The sequence below is a fragment of the Helicobacter sp. 13S00482-2 genome, assembly GCF_002272795.1.
In the GTDB taxonomy this organism is placed as follows: domain Bacteria; phylum Campylobacterota; class Campylobacteria; order Campylobacterales; family Helicobacteraceae; genus Helicobacter_J.
In genome coordinates this window covers 43099-64114 of the sequence record NZ_MLAT01000004.1, presented here as the reverse complement: position 1 = coordinate 64114, position 21016 = coordinate 43099, and the positions used below count along the sequence as shown (strand labels likewise).

The 21016-nt window shown below is 33.1% G+C and carries 9 protein-coding genes; 6 read left to right on the top strand and 3 right to left on the bottom strand.

Going from position 1 to position 21016, the window contains the following annotated elements:
• The first annotated feature begins 353 nt into the window (after window positions 1-353).
• The 5 genes from BKH42_RS03040 (at window position 354) to BKH42_RS03020 (ending at window position 13771) form a co-directional block, all read left to right on the top strand.
• On the top strand, window positions 354-6767 hold the full coding sequence (locus BKH42_RS03040; RefSeq protein ID WP_095294768.1) for an autotransporter outer membrane beta-barrel domain-containing protein: 6414 nt from the start codon (window positions 354-356) through the stop codon (window positions 6765-6767).
• A 415-nt stretch (window positions 6768-7182) separates the two neighbouring features.
• Window positions 7183-8553, top strand: a complete 1371-nt coding sequence (locus tag BKH42_RS03035; RefSeq protein ID WP_095294767.1) for a sodium-dependent transporter — start codon at window positions 7183-7185, stop codon at window positions 8551-8553.
• A 213-nt stretch (window positions 8554-8766) separates the two neighbouring features.
• The gene (locus BKH42_RS03030; protein WP_095294765.1) at window positions 8767-11016 is read left to right on the top strand and encodes a TonB-dependent receptor; all 2250 of its coding nucleotides are present in this window, start codon (window positions 8767-8769) and stop codon (window positions 11014-11016) included.
• A gap of 337 nt (window positions 11017-11353) precedes the next feature.
• Complete coding sequence (locus tag BKH42_RS03025; RefSeq protein ID WP_095294763.1) at window positions 11354-12601, top strand: aromatic amino acid transport family protein; 1248 nt, start codon at window positions 11354-11356, stop codon at window positions 12599-12601.
• A 9-nt stretch (window positions 12602-12610) separates the two neighbouring features.
• A complete protein-coding gene (locus BKH42_RS03020; RefSeq protein WP_095294761.1) occupies window positions 12611-13771 on the top strand; it encodes an SAM-dependent methyltransferase in 1161 nt (386 codons plus the stop codon).
• 420 nt (window positions 13772-14191) lie between these two features.
• Here the strand turns inward: BKH42_RS03020 and uvrA are convergent, their stop codons facing one another.
• From uvrA to BKH42_RS03005, 3 genes are read right to left on the bottom strand one after another with little or no spacing between them, the layout of a single operon-like run.
• Entirely contained in the window at window positions 14192-17032 is a 2841-nt protein-coding gene (uvrA, locus tag BKH42_RS03015; protein WP_095294759.1) for an excinuclease ABC subunit UvrA, read from the bottom strand.
• Window positions 17033-17091: 59 nt separating this feature from the next.
• Window positions 17092-17664, bottom strand: a complete 573-nt coding sequence (gene ruvA / locus BKH42_RS03010; RefSeq protein WP_095294757.1) for a Holliday junction branch migration protein RuvA — start codon at window positions 17662-17664, stop codon at window positions 17092-17094.
• Between the two features lie 10 nt (window positions 17665-17674).
• The gene (locus BKH42_RS03005; protein ID WP_095294755.1) at window positions 17675-19489 is read right to left on the bottom strand and encodes a FapA family protein; all 1815 of its coding nucleotides are present in this window, start codon (window positions 19487-19489) and stop codon (window positions 17675-17677) included.
• Between the two features lie 81 nt (window positions 19490-19570).
• On the opposite strand from BKH42_RS03005, the gene murJ reads away from it, so the two are divergent.
• Entirely contained in the window at window positions 19571-21013 is a 1443-nt protein-coding gene (gene murJ, locus BKH42_RS03000) for a murein biosynthesis integral membrane protein MurJ (RefSeq protein ID WP_095294754.1), read from the top strand.
• The last annotated feature ends 3 nt before the right edge of the window (window positions 21014-21016 follow it).

Below are 21016 nucleotides of genomic sequence, written 5' to 3'. Positions count from 1 at the left end.
TCAAATTAAAAATTCCCTAAAAAGTATTTTAGTTCTTATTGTCATATTTTATTGATAGACAAATCTCCTCTTTTTCTCCAATTCTTCTTCAAATTCATCAAAACAATAATAAATTTGAATATTTATTGGTAATTTTTATAATCTAATAATAAATATCTATTGCTAAAAATATTAAAATTATCATTCCTATTTTTTATATTTAACTTTTAAAAAAGTATATATAAATTTTTACTAATTAAAAAAAATATATTCTTTAAAAATTTATTTAATATTTAGTTTAATATTATTTTAATATTTGTTTGGTTAATATCCCGCCCTTTAAAACATCAAAACTACAACGTTTAGGAGACACTATGAAAAATCGCATAAATTTAAAATTCAAAAATATCAAAAATACAAAAGGAATTTTAAAAGTAAGTTCGGCTGTATTGTTAGCATTGATGTTGCCTAGCAATAAGGGATTAAAAGCTGCAGACTGCAAGTTAGGATCTGATTCACCTTGTGTGAACGCAAGTGCTACAGGAGGGACGACTTCATCTCTTCAGTCTGTATCAGGCGAAAAACCCGATGAGAAGAAATTGGTAGTTGGAGGTTTGCCATTAGCACATCCAGCTAGGACTTTGAAAGTGGATGCGAACAAGAGTGTTCTGAATGTTGGGAATTTGAGTGTACAAAATGGTTCTACCCTTAATTTAAATTTTAAAGATTCTGTATGGAATGGAAAAGGTGGTACACTTTTGTTCAATGATGGAGGATTTAATAATACTTCTAATCTTAATTTCAATGGCTCTTATCAGGGAAATAGTGAACCTAGCCTCAAAGGTTATGCATTTGTGGGTGATTTAAGTGCGGCAATAGGGATAGTTAATGTTAATTTTTCAAATGATGCCAATATGAAGGGAACCTTGAATACAACGGGCAATTCTGTTCCTCTTCGTGAGAGTAAACTTAATGTTAATTTTAAAAATTCATCCCTAGATGGAAGGATTACAACAGTTTATAATTACTTTCCACAATCGTATATTCCTGTTAATGTAACATTTAGTGGAAATAGTTCAAAGGGTTATGCTTTTAATGGTGATGTGTATTTAAATACAAATACCATTAATCTTACTTTTAATAATGGAGCCATTTGGAAAAATGGTAAAGTGTTTACCCAATCTGGAGACTTGACTATCAATGCCAACAGTGGTTCAAAGCTGTATATTGAGAGTATTCAAGGACCATCGAATGCTAATAAACCTAAGAGGGTTTTTAATTTAAATAATAGCACCCTTCAAGGAAAGACTGATGGCTCAAAGTCAAATATTATAAATGGACAAGGTTATTTTGACTTTAATGCTACCAATAATTCAACAGTGTACGCAGATTTTACTGTTAAAGGTTCTGGAGCTACGACATTGAAATTCACTAATTCTTCTTTGACAGGAAATATCACTAATCAGGATGCTACTAATACGAGGGTTACTTTTAGCGGGAATCACAATACTGGTGGTTTTGCCTTCAGTGGAAATATCAATAATCAAAAAGGTCCGATGAATGTAACTTTTTCAAATGGAGCGATTTGGAAAAATGGAGACTTTAATAGTGCTAGTACGAGTTCTTTGAGTTTTAATGGATCAAAAATGAATGGAAACATCAATGCAAGTGGCGGTACAACAACTTTAAATGTCTCTAATTCTACTATTGGAAATGTAACAGGAAAGCAATCAGCAAAATTAATTGTGAATATTGGAAATTCTAATACCGGCAATATTAATGATGTTAATGGAGCTTCAACACTCGCTTTTAATTTTACTCCAATTTCTGATGCTTCTGCTCAAAAAAATGTGGGTACAGATGATTTCAAGCCTATGTATAGTTTAGGAAATATTAATTTTAATGGAAAAATCTCTGGAACAATTGATTCTGCAAACATAGCCTCAATGAGACTGGGCAATTCAAATGGTGCGAACAGGACAAGTAACTTTAATCTCAATAATTCTGCTTTGGGGTCTCTTGTAATGGGTTGGGGTGCCCAAGCCACCTTGAATGCAACTAATTCTGTGATTGGAACAGGCAAGGGATCGGCTATTAATAATAACTGGGGAAGATTAAATGGAACTTTATCAGGTTCTATAGTTAATGGAGATATTACTTGGAGTGATGCAACTTTTGGAGACAAAAATGGGAGTCTTGATAATGGTTTTACTTTTAGTGATAACTCCAAACTTTTAGGAAATATTCTCGCCCCTACAACAGGAAATTATTCAAGCTGGAATAATTTTAGTTTCAAAGCTTCTTCTATGGAAGGAAATATTGTTGTTAATGATAAGGCTAAAGCAGGAATTACTAACACGGTTGGAGTGAAATTCTCTGATAAGTCTTCTTTTAAAGGAATGATAAAAGCTCAAGCAGGTGGGGTTATAAATGCATCTTTTACAGATTCCTCTCTTGAAATTTTTAGTATTAGTGCTTCTAGTAATGGCTCTTCTTTGTTATTTTCCAATATTAAAAATGCAAAAATCGGTGATATTGATTTTACAGGAACCATTGATGGAGATTTGGGGAGTTCAACTATTGGGGATATTAATGCTAATGATGGAAAATTGAATTTAAATTTGGATAATTCTTCTGTTGGAAATATTTCTAATACCAATATAGAATCTCATATCGCCTTTTCATATACAGCTCCTGTTTCTGAAGGTTCAGATTCTACGCCTCCTGAACCCATAAGAACATCTATTAAAAATATTGACTTTGCAGGAATACTAAGTGGTGAGATCGCTTATGCTGATATTGGAAATATCACAAACAATAATACAAATTCTGACCTTACACTGAAAAATACCGTTTCAAGTTCTTTTGAGCCAAGCACCCAAAAAGCTTTTGATTATTTTATTGGCAATATTAATTATGGTGGAAAACTCACTACTGATTTACAAAGCACATATCTAGGAGATATATCTTTAAGCGGAAGTCAAAGCAATATAAAGCTTTCCAAAAATTCTCAAACAGGATTCATTTCTATTAGTGGAGAAGATAATAAAGTTGATATTTCTAATACTCACTTAGTAGGAGGAATAGCAGTTAATGCAAATGGCCAACTTAGTGGAACACTTGAACATTCTATGATCTCAAAGAATAACGATGCTAGCAAGGATGGATCTATTGTTGTTGATGGTGGGATTATCTCACTTGCTTTGAATCGCTCATTGATATCAGGAATTATCTCTAGTTCGAACAATGCACATACAGGGATCAATCTAAAAGATGGCTCTACTATTTTAGGTGGAAATATTGTTTCAAAACAGCAATCCGTATCTAGTGTTTCTTTTGCTTCAGATGCTTCAAAAGTTGATTTCACTGAGGCGAAGGCCAATTTAAAAAATACAATAGCAAATTTGATAAAAGATGGAACTATCAAGCTTCCTTATGCGATACCCACACCAGGGGATGAAGGCGAAAAAAATGATGCCTCAGAAGCAAATCCAAATCCAGAAGACTCAAAACCTGCAGAAAATATAGGGGATTCAGAACCTCAAGCTAGTGGAGAAGCAAATCCAAATCCAGAAGACTCAAAACCTGTAGAAAATATGGAGGATCCACAACCCCAAGCTAGTGGAGCGATTGTAGCCAGTGTTTCGGGAGTGCCAACAGGAGATCCTGCTTCATTGCCTCCTTTATCTAAGCCAACTTCAGAGCAAATCAAACAAGCAAATATGCAGGCTATAAATACTTATTTGCAATCCAATCCTTCTTTGATAGTGAAATATCTCTATGATTCTGGAATAACTTCATATTATGGGAATATTGAAACTAGTTCTAATGCAACTCAAAATGTAGATTTTAATGATGCTTTGTATTTAGGTGGTATGTTTTCTAATAATGGTGGAAATGCAAATATAACAATGATATTCAGCCAAGATTTTATCAACCAGCTTGAAAGCAATGATCTTACTAAAACTTTTTTGTATGATGGCGAGGGACCTAGTTTTAATATCAGGACACAAGCTACAGAGGAAAATCCTAATCCTATCACCAATGTTGCTTTAGCTGGAGATGTCAAGGGAAAAGCTGATGTTTATTATAAAGATGGGTATACCAATATTATTTTCTCTGATCAGGCCAAGGGCACTTATTCTCCTCAAGCAGGAACTAGTAATACCAATACCGATTTTAGTTCGTATGTTTCAGGGCTAGGAGCTAATTTGAATGGATACTCTTTTGAAGATGGAATTTTAATTCGTTTAGATTCTCTAAAAGCAAACTCACTTTTGAAACCTTATCGGGATTTGTTTCCTAGCAATTATGTCAGAATATTTGTGGATAAAATCTCTGATAATAGTGTTTATAAAGCGACTGTAAGTGGTGTTTTAGTAGGGGAAGTGGATTCTCTAGCTTCCTTGGATCCTTCAGATGTTCCTGCTAATATTCCTTCGGATGTTCCTGCTGATGATTCTGCTAGTACTAATGCTCCTTCAGGTGATTCTGGTCCTGCTGATGATTCTGCTAGTACTAATGCTCCTTCGGGTGATTCTGCTCCTGCTGATGATTCTGCTAGTACTAATGCTCCTTCGGGTGATTCTGCTCCTGCTGATGATTCTGCTAGTGTTAGCATTAGTGCTAGTGCTCCTGCTGATGATTCTGCTAGTACTAATGCTCCTTCAGGTGATTCTGCTCCTGCTTCTGCTGGTGATCCTTCTATCGCCATGCCATCAAATGCGACCCCTGCAAATCCAAAAAGTTATGAAGCTACATTTAATCCAGATGCTGTATTTATTGGAAAACTTGATATTAAAGACGTGAATACTAACATAAAGCTTTCTCAGGGATCTAAACTCATCTTAGAGGATGGATCACAGATTGAAAAACTGAGTTCTTCAGATGGAAAAGGTTTTTATTTGGATATGAAAAATATTATTGGAGATTCGCTCACTCAAACAAATACCATTATTGACTTGGCAACAAATGGAATTCCTTCTATAAAATTGAATCAAAAAGTTTCTTTCTCAAAACTCAATATTCGACAGATTGAAGATCTCAACAATGCTGTTTTTAGGATAGCCTATAATCCTGATGCATCTATTGATGATGCTGGAGATAAAAAATCTGATCATATTATCATCTCTAGTGCTAATGGTTCTAAAGATTTGCCTTTATTTAACTATATTCAAGCCTATCAAAATACTTCATCAATTATTCTTGCAAATTTATCTCAGAAGAATATCTTGGTGGCTTCTGTAAAAAATACAAAAGCAGAAGATGGTAGTATGTACGCAGGTCTTGAGTTTAATACACAATCCTCTGTTTTACAAGGTTATGATATTATCAGCACAAATTTTGAGAAAAGGATTGAAAGTTCATCTGATGGTAGCAATGCTAAACCATCTGATGATGCTCCTGAAGAAGGAAATTTAGATGCTTCACAGCCATCAGATCAGTCTTGGACTAACTATTATATAAAGTCAGCTTCAGCTTCCATTCAAGAAAAATCAAAAGCCCTAACACAAGCGGCTATGAGTACGCCTTATACTATTTTCTTGACCAATATTAACGATCTAAACAAAAGACTAGGAGAACTCAGAAGCAACGAAAAATCTCAAGGCGTGTGGGCAAGGATTTTCAATGCATTATCTACTAATAATGAAGAAGATGAGGAGGTTAAAACTTATTCTACAAATGTTCAAGCAGGATATGATTATGCTATGCCTACCGAATCTAGTCTTTTAGGTTCAGGTAGATCGGTTGTGGGATTTGCTCTATCTTATGGATACAATGCACTCAGATCTTCTAACTTCACAGGTAAGGCATCTTTAATAGAGGCAGGGGTTTATTACTCTTATGTTGGAGATAGTGGATTTTATAGTGATTCTATTGCTAAGTATGCTTTTATCAAAAACGAACTCGAAATAAAAAATAATGAAAAGAAAGATACCTCTTTGAATGTTTCTAGTTTGTCTTATGGACAAGAGTTTGGTTACAGATGGATTTTTGCACTCAAAGAAAAAGAGAGTTCTAAACATTCTATTTATCTAGAACCCCAAGTGGAAGGAATTGTTGGTTATTTGACCAATGGAGGTTTTGATCAGATCAATGGAAATTCGTATCTGAAATCCACTATTACTTCTATCTTGACACTTAGAGCTAGAGTTGGAGGGGTGGTAGGATATTCTTTTAAAAATAATCAATCCCAGACAGATTTTAGGGCTGGTCTCTCTTATGTAAATGATTTTTTACAAGGTGGAGTTATCAATCTTGTATCTAATATGGCAGATGCTCAAACCAATCTTAAATCTAATAATATGCTTGTAGCTTCTTTGGGTATCAATTCTAGTATTACTGATTCTTGGAAGCTTTATTTGGATTTGGAGAGTGGATTTTTAGGTAAAACTTTTAATCAAGACTATTTGGTTTCATTTGGAGGAAGATATAGTTTTGGACAAAGAACATTAACCAACCAACTTATTTCTAAAACTAAAAATAATGCTAATGAGTTCAGCAAAATTCCAGCAGGATTTTATTTGGAAGTTTATGCTTTGGAAGGTAGCGATCAGCTCACCCAAAAACAAGAAGAGCTTTTGAAGAAATATCCTTATGTAATAGATTATCAAAACCGAAGCTTGAAGCAAGATGGAAAAACTATCAATAAACTCTATAAAGTTTATCTCTTAGGAGGCTTTAAAACAAAACAAGGAGCTTTAAATAATCAAAAAACTGCTAATGAAATCTCTAGTTTGCTTTATAGTGAGCCTAACAGAAAAGCATCACTCAAGGAGGTGAAATAATTTGGTCATACAAATAATTGACGCTATCTTTTTTAACTCAGGTTTTTTGAAATTTTGTTTTAAAGGCATGTAATTAAAAAAGATGGTAGTTCAAGAATAGATCAGTTTCAGAATATAAAAGTTCAATTATTATAAATAAAATATCCCGTTAACACCCAATTAGATTGTTATTTTTCATAGGGACTCGGGGAGGGATATTCACAATTGTAGCTTGAAATCATCAACTTATTTATAATAGCTTAAAAAGAAAATTAATTTTTGTTTTTATAATATCATTATATTAAATTAATTATCAAATAATAAAAATTATTAATATTTTAAAATCTATAAAAACCTACTCATAAATCTTCTAAAATTGGTAAAATCTACTTTTTAAAATCCAAACAAATTTTTGAATCTAAAATAAGGAGCGTTAATGCAAAAAAGGCAATTTTGGTCAAGTCGTCTTACCTATGTTCTTACGGTGGCAGGAGCTACGGTAGGATTTGGGGCGACTTGGAGGTTTCCTTATTTGGTTGGAGAAAATGGTGGTGGGGCTTATGTGCTAATTTTTATTATTGCGATGATTGTGGTGGGTATCCCAATTATTTTGGTGGAAAATGTGATCGGAAGACGTGCACATATGAATTCTGTTGATTCTTTTGGGGGGAGCATAGAGGGTAAAAAAATCTCAAAATATTGGAAAATATTCGGTTATATGGGATTACTAGGGGCATTTGGAATATTGGGCTATTATATGGTACTTGGAGGGTGGGTCATCTCTTATATAGTGAGTATTTTAAATGGAGGACTTGATCTTTCTATTCCTATCACTAAAGATATCACTTCAGAATTTTATGACACTCACATTGAGCATTCACCCTTAAGTATAGGCATATTTACTTTGATATTTGTGTTAATTAATTGGTTTATTTTATCAAAGGGTATCATTGATGGAATCGAGCGTTCAATGAAATATTTAATGCCCTTACTGTTTTTATGTCTTTTGGCTATGGTTGTTCGTAATCTTACAATGCCAGGGGCAATTGAAGGAGTAAAGTTTTATCTCACACCTGATTTTAACAAGATCACACCAAAGTTGTTTATTTTGGTTTTAGGGCAGGTATTTTTCGCTTTATCTTTGGGGTTTGGAGTAATGATTACCTTATCATCATATTTGCACAAAAAAGAAGATATGATAAAAACGGCCATCATCACAGGAATTTTGAATACTTTGATAGCTATTATGGCGGGTTTTATGATATTCCCCTCACTTTTTAGTTTTGGACTTAGTCCTGATTCAGGTCCTTCTCTTGTGTTCAAGACCCTGCCAATTGTTTTTTCTCACATGCCTTTTGGAAATGTGTTTGCGATCGTGTTTTTTCTACTTCTTATCACTGCAGCACTCACTACTTCACTTCCTATTTACGAAGTGATTATCACAGCTATCATAGAAAAACTCAGGTTAAAGCGTAAAAATGCTATTTCTATTACTCTTTTATTGATATTTATTGTCGGAAATATTCCCTGTATTCTTGCATATGGACCTTGGAGTGAAGTGAATATAGCAGGGAGAAATATTTTTGATACTTTTGATTTTGTGAGTGGCAATGTATTTTTTGTCCTCACAGCTTTAGGGGCGAGTCTTTTTGTAGGGTGGGTATTAGGAAGCGAAGCTACAAAAGAGCTCAAAAATGGAGCAAAGCTAGGAGGTGGATTTATATCTGTTTGGTTTGTTTATATCAAATACATCATTCCTGTTATCATCTCAGTTATTTTTATCAGCGGTTTTTTGATCTCATTTTAGGCCAGGTATTTATTGGATTTGAAAAATTCAATCCTTTAAAGACTCTATATTCTTTGAATCGCTATATTGATTTATACGCAAAATACTTTTGAATAGAGATTTTTCTTTTCATATTACAAAATATTATTTTTAATGTATTCTTAATAATATATGAATAAAATATCAAGATATTATTTTTTAAAAAATAATAATAAAATCTAAAGAGGTCAATAAATGAGTCGTAAAAATCATTACAGCTTTATTTTGTTTTGTATTATATTGGGCACGAGTTTTCTTTTTGGTGATGAAGAAAAGAGTTTTGAGCTCAATAAGGTGATTACCACTTCAAATCGAATCCCTACGATTATTTCAGAGGCTCCAGGTAATGTGAGCGTGATGGATCACAAAGAAATAAAAGATCGCACTTCTGTTCAAATCAGCGATATGATGCGTGTGATGGCAGGGGTAAAGGTTGATAAGGATGCAGGTTATAATGGACGCCCTCAAGTTTATATGAGAGGAATTCCTTATGGAACTCTTGTGATGCTAGATGGCGTGATTTTGAATGACCTAGAAGGGGAAATGCGTATTATTCAATCCATTTCTAGTATGGATATTGATCGCGTAGAGGTGGTGAGAGGACCTTTTTCTAGCCTTTATGGAACAGGAGGAATTGGTGGGGTTGTCAATTTTATCACCTCTATGCCTACCAAGTTAGAGATGAAGGCCACGCTAGGTTATGGCAATGAAATAGTGAATAATGGAGCAGAAAAGAATCGAACAAGAGGCTATTTTAGCGTAGGTGATGCATTTTTTGATAAAAGATTACGAGTAAAAGCAAGTTATGGCTTTTCAATGAGCGATGGATATGCTAGAGTTCCAGCAATTTTAAAAAAACCTTTTGATTCTTCTACCGAAATCACTGCATATGGAATGCCCACAACAGCAGGAGAGATTGTAGGGCAACTTGGACGTAGTGGCTATCTTACCAACAATGGACATATTAAAGCAGAGTATGATTGGGGTGATAATGATACCACCAGCATTTCTTTTAATATCTCCACTATCAATGAAAATCAAAACTCCACCCAAACAGATTTGAGAGATGCTTCAGGACAACCCATATATGGTGGGTATACAGATAGTGCTAAGAGTAATTTTTCTAGTCCTTTTTATGGGATTGGTTGGTCAGGATTTCGTTTTGAACAAAACTATCTCTCATCTATCTCACACAAACACTATTTTAGTGATAGTGCTTTTTTAACCACTACAATTTCAAGTGTGAATTTGATCTCGCATTTTAGTGATGGAGATAACTCCAAAGCTACCGCAAGTATATTTGGAGGACCTGGAAAATCTCTAGATAATTCCGCAAGTAGCAATTATTTGGACATCATCTATCAAAATAAATTCACAGACAATCACACCCTGATGGTAGGATTTCAAGCTAGATATATGGAAGCTTCTAATGAGCGACATACCATAGGTGATTGGACACGTAGAGATTTTTGGAATGACTATACAGATCTTTATGGACAAGATAATAGCAGTGCTTATACGATTGCATTATGGACGCAATTTACTAGTAAATGGGGTGAAGTTTTTAGTACTAATATGGGACTCAGACTTGATTATTGGCAAACATTTGACATGAGCACTTTAGATACAACTGATAAGCACAATCCAAATAAACAAATATTCCCAGATACAAAAAAATTCTTTCCCTCTCCAAAGTTTGCACTCAATTATCGTCCCTTTAGCGACACTGTTTTTAAGGGTTCTGTTGGTTTAGCCTTTAGAGCACCAAATACTAGAGAGATGTATGCTCATGCACATAGTGGGGATTATCAAGCGAATAATCCCTTTTTATCCCCAGAATATGGACTTGAGTTTGATATAGGTATGGAGCAGGGGAATTCTTATGGAGGGTTATTCAAGGCCTATTATTATCAAACTGAAATGTTCAATGCGATTTATAAAAATGGCTCAGGAAGTATTGATGATCCCTATCAAAATATCAATGGTGGCCACGAACGCATCAATGGTGTGGAGTTAGAAATTGATCAAAAAATCTATGGAGATTTATGGGTAAGTGCAAACTACACCTACACCAATGCCAAAATCATAAAAAATGATGCACAACCCAAATATAATGGTCATTATATAGCCCAAATCCCTCCTCATATGGGGCATTTCTCATTACTTTATGGAGGGGAAGATAAAGTAGGATTTTTTGGTTCTTTGCAGATGAATGCACAATCAGGTGCATTTACTAGTCTTGATAATAACATAAAGGACAAAACCCAAAAAACCTTCGGTTCTATCAATCCACGAGTTAGTTTTGATGCAAAAATTGGCTATGAGTTTGCTAACAAAACATCCCTTTCTTTAAGTTTTTTAAATTTTACAAATACTCAGTATTATGATTATTATAAAGCACCAGGAGCTTCATTTTATGTACAAATAGCAAGTAAATTTTTCTGATTTGATATTATGAATTTTTGCGTTATTTGCTTTCAATTCAATATTTCATCAAAATCCAATTAAATACATTCATCTAAATAGAAGTCATAAAAGCTTCTATGGGTGATGATTTTATTAGTTCTAAAAAGATTTTTTTTATAACGCTAAATATTTAAAAACATCCTTAAAAATTCTTAAGCAAGTATTCAAAAGCCAACTAATTAAGGTGTGACATAGTTTTATATCAAACAACTTTTTGAATAATAAATAAGAATAATGATATAAAATTCAGATAATTGAGTTTGTTATTTAATCATTTATTTTTTATAATAAGGCTCATGTAAATAGAAGGAAGAATATGAGTAGGCGAGATTTATTGTGGGCACTGAGTCTTTATGGCACAGCTATTGGAGCGGGAGTTTTGTTTTTACCCATCAAAATGGGTTCAGGTGGGCTTATCCCACTTGTAATGATGGTTATTTTGGCATTTCCAGTGATTTTTTTATCTCATAGAGCATTGTGCCGTTTTGTACTTTCATCTGATGTTGGTTCTGATGACATTACGGTTGTAGCACAGAAGTATTTTGGAAGCATAGGGGGGATGATCATCACAATTTTGTATTTTTTCGCTATTTTCCCTGTGTTACTCATCTATACTGTAGGGATTACCAATACGCTAGATAGCTTTGTTGTTCATCAGATGCATATGAATTCCCCTAATCGCTTGTTGCTGTCATTTATTTTGGTGGCAATTTTGATTTTTATAGTGAGTTTTGGACAGGAAGTAATCGTGAAGGTGATGAGTGTTTTAGTTGTCCCCTTTATAATCGTGCTTATGATGATTGCACTCTCTTTGATACCAGAATGGAATACGGATTTATTTAAAAATGTAAATTTTTCTTGGAGTCAAGATATCAAGAGTCTTTGGCTATTGCTTCCTGTGATGGTATTTGCTTTCAATCACTCGTGCATTATCTCATCTTTAGCGGTGTATAGCAAAGAAAAATATGGAAATAATGCTGATGCAAAAAGTTCTAAAATTATTGCTACTAGCAATGTTTTAATGATTGTAACAGTGATGTTTTTTGTATTTTCTTTTATGATGTGTTTGAGTCTTGATGATTTTAGAGTTGCACAAAAGGAAAATATATCGATTTTATCTCTAGTGGCCAATATTGCAGATAGATTTGATAACCCCATTTTCAAAGTGATAGCACCTGTTTTGGTATATGTTGCTCCTATGATCGCTTTTGTGGCTATGTGGAAGGCATTTATTGGACATTATTTAGGTGCTCAAGAGGGATTCAATCAAATATTGTTCAAGATTTCAAATCATAAAATCAGTCCATCAATTGCCAAAAAAATCACCATCAGTCTCACTTTTATTATCGCTTGGTTTGCATCTTATATGAACCCGCAAATATTAGGAATGATAGATAAATTTGTCGGGCCTATTTTAGCCATTATTCTTTTTATCATACCCTTAATAGCGATCTATAGTTTTGATGAACTGAAAAAATATAAAAAGCCTTTGCAGAATTTATTCATTTTGATTTTTGGATTACTCACAATTTCTGCAGCAATTTATAGCATCATTTATAATTGAGTGGCGTTGATGTTCTCATTTCCTACTATTAGTACCGATCAAAAACACTTGGATATAAAAACCACCGTCAATTTAGGGAGTTATTATACTCCCTCTAATCTGGTGAATATTGTTTATAAGATGTTAGTTCAGAGTGTCTTTGATTTTGAGAAATACACGATTTTAGATTCATCTTGTGGGTATGGTTCTTTTTTACAAGAAAATTTCATCAATCGTTTTATTGGCGTAGATATTGATAAACAAGCCATAGCGGAGGCAAAAAATCAAAGAGAAAATATAGAGTTTTTTTGTAAAAACTCGCTAGAAAATCTGAGTAGAAAAGCCTTAAGTATTAAAAGTGATGAAAGACTTATCATTGTTGGCAATCCCCCTTATAATGATAGAACTTCTATTATCCGTAATCATATGAAAAAAATTTCAACTCCAATAGATAGTGATCTAAAAACTCGTGATTTAGGGATGTCATTTTTACTTTCTTATGAAAAGTTACAAGCTGATTATGTTTGCGTACTTCATCCTTTATCATATCTGATAAAAAAATCTAATTTTTCCTTGCTTTCAAAGTTTGCTAAAAATTATAAACTCATTGATGGGGTTATTTTTAATTCTCAAGAATTTTCAGGCACCTCAAAGGTAAGTGCTTTCCCAATCTTGATAGGTTTATACCAAAGAGATCATATAGGAATGAACTGTGAGTTTATTGAATGTTTTGAGTTTAAAATCAAAGATGGAGGGACTTTTAGGTTAAATGATTTTGACACAATAAAGAACTATATTCATAAATATCCCAATAAAAAATATCTCAAAGAAACAGATGAACCCATCGCTAAATTTTATACCCTAAGAGATATCAATGCACTCAAACGAAATCGCACTTTTATTGATTATCATAGCAATAATGCAGTGTATGTTTGCAAGGATAAATTTCCATATTATTGTTATATTGATATTTTTAAAAGATATATTCACAAATTGCCTTATTTTTTAGGGAATTGTGATGTCATCATTGATAATGAAAAATTCCAAAAGATTCAGGAATATTTTGTTGAAGAAAGTATCCGCACGCATCCTGTTTTAAAAAATCATTTTAAGCCTAGAGGTATTCCAAATGCTAAGATCAAAATAGAAAGTTATTTTGAAGAATTATTTGCTAAAATTTACTCTAGTTAATAATATGATTCAGGTATAAGTTTTTATATTAATTATTTTATTAAAATCTATTTAAATTATTAATAATTTAAATTATATATTTAAAAATAATAATTTTTTAGAAAATTTGATATAAAAATTAAATATTTAATTAATAATTATAATAAATATTATTTATTGATTATAAGATTGTGAAAATTATGGTAGGGATTTTTGTATATAGCCCTGGCAGATTCTTTGATTGTGACTTTCGAATCTTTATGAAGAAATGTCATCTATGGTTTTTTCATAAGATTCAGACAAAATATGGATTCATCATTTAAAACAACATTGATTCAAAATGATCTAAAAAACAGTCAGATGATTTTATAAAGTTAGTTTTAACTATCTATTTAAAAAAGTTTTTAATTTTTAAATATTAAGATTATTCTTATATGATGATCATTTCTTATTAGAACTCTTGATATTTTTATCTTCTTGTAATTCAAGTGCTAAGAATTGACCTGTATAAGAGTGACTTTTTGTATGATTTTTAGCGATCTGACTTGGTGTTCCTGTATCTACAATTTTTCCACCCTTATCGCCTCCTTCAGGTCCTATATCAATAATATAGTCAGCATTTTTTATCATATCCAAATTATGCTCAATAACAATCATGGAGTTTCCAAGCTCAACTAAATGATGTAAAACTTTTGTGAGTCTATCCACATCGGCAAAATGAAGTCCTGTGGTAGGTTCGTCTAAGATATAGAGAGTTTTGCCTGTATCTTTACGACTGAGTTCTTTAGCGAGTTTGATTCTCTGTGCTTCTCCTCCACTTAGCGTTACAGCATTTTGTCCAAGTGTGATATAGCCAAGTCCAACATCTTGAAGGGTTTTGAGTTTTGAAGCGATTTTTGGAATCTTGCAAAAGAATTCACAAGCATCATCCACGCTCATATTCAGGACATCTGCGATAGATTTGCTTTTGTATTTGATTTCAAGTGTTTGAGGGTTGTATTTTGCTCCATTACAAGCATCGCATTTGACCATTACATCAGGTAGAAAGTGCATTTCGATTTTTATTTCACCCTCTCCTTGACACTTTTCGCATCTTCCTCCTTTGACATTAAAACTGAAACGACCGATTCCATAGCCCAATATTTTTGCTTCCTTGACTTCAGAGAACAAAGTTCTGATGTCATCCATCACGCCTGTGTAGGTTGCAGGGTTGCTTCGTGGTGTTCTACCAATGGGGCTCTGATCTAAGTAAATAACCTTATCAAGCATCTCAAGTCCATTGATCTCTACGCCATCACATTTTTTTACTTTTTTTGCATTATTGAGTAATTCTTGTGCTACTGGCAAAAGAGTTTGCAATATTAGAGAGCTTTTCCCACTCCCACTCACTCCTGTGATGCAGACAAAATTTGAAAGTGGAATTTTAAGGTTTAGATTTTTGATGTTATTGATATTTACATTTTTGATTTCAAGCCATTTTTTTTGAGGTCTATTATGAGGGTAAGAGATTGTTTTTTTGCCATTGATATACAAGGCAGTTTGAGTGTTAGAAGTGAGCATTTTTTGAACTGTTCCTGCAAAAACGACTTCACCCCCATTTTTACCCGCACCAGGTCCAATATCTACTATAAAATCGGCATTCTTAATGGTTTCTTTATCGTGTTCTACTACGATAACGGTATTGCCTTTTTCCTGCAGATTTCTTAGTGTTTTTATCAATTTTAGTGTATCACGTTCATGCAACCCAATACTAGGTTCATCTAGTACATACATTACTCCTGTTAATCCACTACCAATTTGACTAGCGATTCGTATCCTTTGACTTTCCCCTCCGCTAATAGTTCGTGCATCTCTTCCAAGACTTAAATATCCTAATCCTACATCATAAAGGAAAAATAATCTTTCTTTGATTTCTTTCAAGATGGAAGCTGCGATAAAGTGTTGTTGTTTTGTTAGATAACTAAAATTGTCATCATTATTAAAAAATTCATAAGTTTCTTCAATAGGCATATCAATAATATCCCCGATTCCTTTTTGAGAAACCTTTACGCTCAAAGCAGAAGCCTTCAGACGATGACCCTTGCAAGTTGAACAGGGTTTTTCACTCATATAATCACCCAGATCTCTTTCATCTTTGAACATATCATAAGCAATTTGTATGATTCCTTTCCAAGGACGTTTGAGCGTTGAATTTTTCCAAACAAATTCAACTTCATTTCCATTCCCGTACAATAAGGCATTTTGCTCATGATCTTGTAAATCTTCAAAAGCTTTATTGCTATCAATTTTGTTTGTTTTGCAAAAACCATTGAAAAGTTCAAGGTAATAACTGCGATTGAAACCAAAAATAACTTTGATGCCACCTTTGTTCAACGGAAGAGATCTGTTTAATATTTTCTTAATATCAATGCTATATTTACTCCCTAGCCCTCCACAATTCTCACAAGCTCCTTTGGGTGAATTAAAAGAAAAACTCAAAGGCTCTAGTGGTTCAAAGCTTATTTTGCATTCAAAACAAGCTAAATGTTCGCTGTAATGTATGAATTCATTATTGTTTTTATCATCTTTAATGATTTCTACTTCAAGTTCTCCATAAGTTTCTTTGAGTGTTTTTTCTATTGCTTGAGCGATTCTAGATTGATTTTCTGGATTAATGATAACCCTATCAATGATAGCTTTGATAGTATGTTTTTTGGTTTTACTGAGTTCTATTTCCTCATCTAATCGCACCATAACACCATCTATATAAGCACGAACATATCCTTTTTGACGAAGGTCTGAGAGTTTATCATTAAAACTTCCTTTTTTTTCTTTGATGATAGGAGCTAAAATGATAATCTTACTTCCTTGTGGTAAGGATAAAACTTGCTCAATGATGTCGGTTTGACTCATTTGAGAGATTGCTTTTCCACATAAATGGCAATGTTGTGTTCCAACTCTAGCATAGAGCAATCGCAAGTAGTCATAGATTTCTGTTATTGTTCCTACCGTTGATCGTGGATTTTTACTTGTGGTTTTTTGATCAATTGCAATAGCTGGAGTGAGTCCTTCAATTTTATCCACATTAGGCTTACCTACTTTGTCAAGGAATTGTCTTGCGTAGCTTGATAAGGATTCAATATAACGTCTTTGACCCTCAGCATAGAGCGTATCAAATGCTAGAGTAGATTTTCCTGAACCACTCAGTCCAGTGAAGACAATCAGTTTATTTTTTGGAATTTCTAGATGGATATTTTTGAGGTTATTCTCTTTTGCACCTATGATTTTGATTTTATCTAGCAATATGTGCTCCTATCTTGTGTATTTTAAATTATAACTAAAATATTTATAGACCTTTTAAATCATTTGAGTATCTTTAGAGCTTCTTTGATTATCTCTTGAGTGTTAGACCCTTGAGTTGTTTTGAGAACTTTTATAATGTCTGCACTTTTAAATCCTAAGGTTTGAAGTGCCTGGAGTGCTTGATTATGGACTTCTTCATTTTTTGTGGTGTTTTGAGAATCTGTGATTTCGTTAAAAAATCCTGCTAGATCAACCATAATCTTTCCTGCACCTTTTGCCCCAATACCTGGAACTCTTTGAAGTGCGACTATGTTTTTTTCTTCAATGATTTTTCCAAAAGCTTCTGGAGAGTAAGTGCATAAAATAGCAAGGGCAACCTTCGGTCCTACTCCATTGATTTTAATGAGACGTTCAAAGGTAATCTTTTCCATTTCCTGGACAAATCCAAAAAGCAAATGAGCGTCTTCACGAATGATTTCACTGATGAATAACTTTTGAACTTTTTCTTTTTGCGTATTTAGCACATAGCTTGTATTGGTTGAAATGTGGATACCATAAATCAGTCCATTCACTTCAAATTCTACCATCATGGGCTCTAGCCTGTGAATATTGCCAATCATGCCAACTATCATCTTTTATCCTTTAAGAAATCTTTTTTGAAATTTTTTTGGTCTTAGCATCAATATATATATCTACATTTTCTCCATCTTGAAGGATAAGCATTTCATCGATTGCTTTGGGATATTTGCGTTGATAGATGATTTCATTTTCTTGCTTCCATTCGCTGTTAGTGTTGATTTTAGCCCTGAGCGTTTCATCTTCAATCTGAATTAGATTATGGCTTAATTGCTTGATTTTATCTTGTAGCGTTATCAATTCTTTTTTTAATACTCTTAATTGTTTGATATGGATAGTGAATTCTTGATAGGCTTCTTTGATATCATTATCAGAAAGCATAACCTTCTGAGCTGCTTTATCAGCGGCTTTTATTTTATCAATAGTGGGTTTATTTTTTTTGGCTTCAGAGATTAAAAACTGATATTTTTTTGCCATTGAACGCATTTTCGTTTTTAAAAGAGAGATTTTTTGTTTTATAAAATCTATTGTTTCTTCTGTTGAAATATGCGAACTAGCAGAAATGATAAACTCATTACTTCCTCCCTGAATTTCTTTGAGGTTGCACTCAGAAGAGAAATTTATTTTATTATTAGACTTGAGTTTTTTTATGGAAACTTTTTTGGCATATATGGTTGCTCCGCTTGAAGTTTCTATGGAGCAATTAGTGGTTTGTATGAATCCGCAATCCAAGTTTTTTACATCAACATTTTCTCCGTAAAATTTACCTTTATGTGTTGTGATTTTTGCTTCAGTGGCGTTAATGATGCTACTTTGATGAGTTTGCCCTTTGATAGAAATGCTTTGAGCACTGAGCTCGACATTTTCACCAACACTCCCAGTGACATTGATTGTTGTAGCTTCAATAATCATATTCGCTCCGATGGCATCACTTAGATCATCTTCAGAGGTGATTGTTAGAGTGATGCCACTATCTAATCCACCTAAAAAGATAGGTGCATTGATTAGCTTCATTGAACTAAAATCGTATTTGGTGTTAAAGGTGATGAAATTATTGACTATTTTTACATATCCAGAAATCAGTGATTTAAAGAGGCATTTATCAGGAGTTTCTTCTCTTTTTACATAATTTTTACTAAAGGTTATGGGTGGGATTTGATCGGTTTTTTTCATATCCATTTTCACAAAAACCCCTTTTAGGTTCCTTCCATTTTTTCCTTCAATGGGCTTTATATATTCAGCGATGAGGCTATCAACCCCGACACCAAAAAAAGCATTCTCAGGTGCAGTTTTTGATTTAGTCTTTTCCCACTCTTCTTTGATTGTGAAGTGAAATGTTGCAGGTTTGTAAGGAATCAAATCAGGTGCTGTTTTTAAAAGTATTTTTTCAAAAAAGCATTCTTCTTTGGATTCTTTAAGCTTAGCTTTTAGAGATTCCCGTTGTTCAAATTGCTGTCGGAATATGATTCTGTTTTGTGCCATTAAAGAATCAATAACACCAAAAATTTCTTCAAAAAATTCTTCATCATCTATCATTACAAAATTTTCATCAAAGAGCACATAAAGCTTGTCGGCATCAGGGCTTATTTCAAGTTTGATGCCATAATCTTTTACTTTAGGCCTGATCCTTATATCATAGCTTTGATAGACAAAAAAACCTTCCTTAGCATAGAAGCTATCTTTTTCAAATTGAGCAAGTTCCCCGCCTGTAATTATATGAGGCTCATCTAATTCATTGACTTTAATAAAGGTATTAATATTAAGAACATCAAACCAAATTTTTTCAATAGCTATTTTTGAATTTGTGCAAAATTGATGGAGTTGATCGTTGATATTTTCACAATTTTTAATCACTTGAGGCACAAAATTCAAAGCGTCCATATATTCTCCATTTTCAACCGTATTCTTATAGTATTATTCTACAATAATAAAGAAATATTATCTGTTTTAAAAGGAAAAATTTTGTTGAGAAAAGCTTTTTTTACTAATAGCACTGGGATTATGTGTTCTCGTGTATTTGGTTTTTTTAGAGATGTTTATACTGCTAATATTTTAGGAGTGGGAATTTATAGCGATATTTTTTTTGTGGCTTTTAAATTCCCTAATCTTTTTAGGCGAATTTTTGGCGAAGGAGCTTTTGCTCAAAGTTTTTTACCAAGCTTTATTAGTAGCAATAAAAAGGGTATTTTCAGTGTCAATGTTTTTATTATCTTTGTTTTAATATTAAGTCTTTTTAGTTTTTTAGTTTGGGGAGGATCTGAATGGGTTACCAAGCTTTTGGCCTATGGATTTGATGAAAATACGATTACTCTAGCACAGCCTATTGTGGTTATTAATTTTTGGTATTTAGAACTGGTCTTTATTGTGACATTTTTTAGCACCATCTTGCAATATAAAAATAATTTTTGGGTGAGTGCTTATAACAGTGCGTTGTTAAATATCTGCATGATTGCTTCGTTATATTTGGCAAAAGATTCTGATATGATGGAAGTGGTTTATATCTTGAGTTATGGAGTTTTGTGTGGGGGTATTGCCCAAATTTTGTTGCATTTTTATCCTTTATACAAGCTTGGATTTTTCAAGCTTTTTTATGTAGGAATCAAACAGATTTGCCTTATAAGAGGTTCTGATACTTTCAAATCAAAATCTTTAGCTAATTTGGCGAAAAAAGACTTAAAAAGTTTTTTCAAGCAGTTTTTACCTTCTGTTTTGGGAAGCTCGACTGCACAAATTGCTTCTTTTATAGATACTGCCCTTGCCTCATTTTTGGTTAGTGGGAGTATTTCGTATTTATACTATGCAAATCGTATTTTTCAACTCCCTCTATCTATTTTTGCTATCGCAATTTCAACAGCTCTTTTTCCTATGGTTGCAAAAGCCATCAAAAATTCTCAAGAAAAACAAGCTCTTACTAGCATGAAGAAGTCTTTTTGGTTTTTATTTGTGATGTTGTTAGGATGCACTATTGGTGGAATCATGCTCAAAAATGAAATTATTTGGCTTTTGTTTGAAAAGGGAAAATTTCTCAGAACCGATACACTGATATCTGCAGATGTTTTTGCAATGTATATGATAGGGCTTTTGCCATTTGGACTTGCTAGGGTTTTTTCTTTGTGGCTTTATGCACATAAAAAACAAGGAAAAGCAGCAAGTATTTCGGCAATTTCACTTTGTTTTGGAGTGGTGTGTTCCTTGATTTTGATGCAATTTTTTCAAGTTAGAGGACTTGCATTAGCAGGGAGTCTTAGTGGAATAATATTATTTGTATTGAGTGTTAGAGAATTTGGGGCTAAGCGGTTTTGGGATATAATTGCCTACAAAAGAGGGTGGTTTATTTTGATTGTTTTGGGTATGATTGAAGTGATTGTTTTGAAGATTTTTCTACATTTTTTCCATATTAATTAAAGA

Excerpts from the sequence above, each read along its gene's own strand:
- BKH42_RS03040 (WP_095294768.1), top strand. The coding sequence starts at position 354 with ATGAAAAATCGCATAAATTTAAAATTCAAAAATATCAAAAATACAAAA.
- BKH42_RS03035 (WP_095294767.1), top strand. The coding sequence starts at position 7,183 with ATGCAAAAAAGGCAATTTTGGTCAAGTCGTCTTACCTATGTTCTTACG.
- BKH42_RS03030 (WP_095294765.1), top strand. The coding sequence starts at position 8,767 with ATGAGTCGTAAAAATCATTACAGCTTTATTTTGTTTTGTATTATATTG.
- BKH42_RS03025 (WP_095294763.1), top strand. The coding sequence starts at position 11,354 with ATGAGTAGGCGAGATTTATTGTGGGCACTGAGTCTTTATGGCACAGCT.
- BKH42_RS03020 (WP_095294761.1), top strand. The coding sequence starts at position 12,611 with ATGTTCTCATTTCCTACTATTAGTACCGATCAAAAACACTTGGATATA.
- ruvA (WP_095294757.1), bottom strand. The coding sequence starts at position 17,664 with ATGATAGTTGGCATGATTGGCAATATTCACAGGCTAGAGCCCATGATG.
- BKH42_RS03005 (WP_095294755.1), bottom strand. The coding sequence starts at position 19,489 with ATGGACGCTTTGAATTTTGTGCCTCAAGTGATTAAAAATTGTGAAAAT.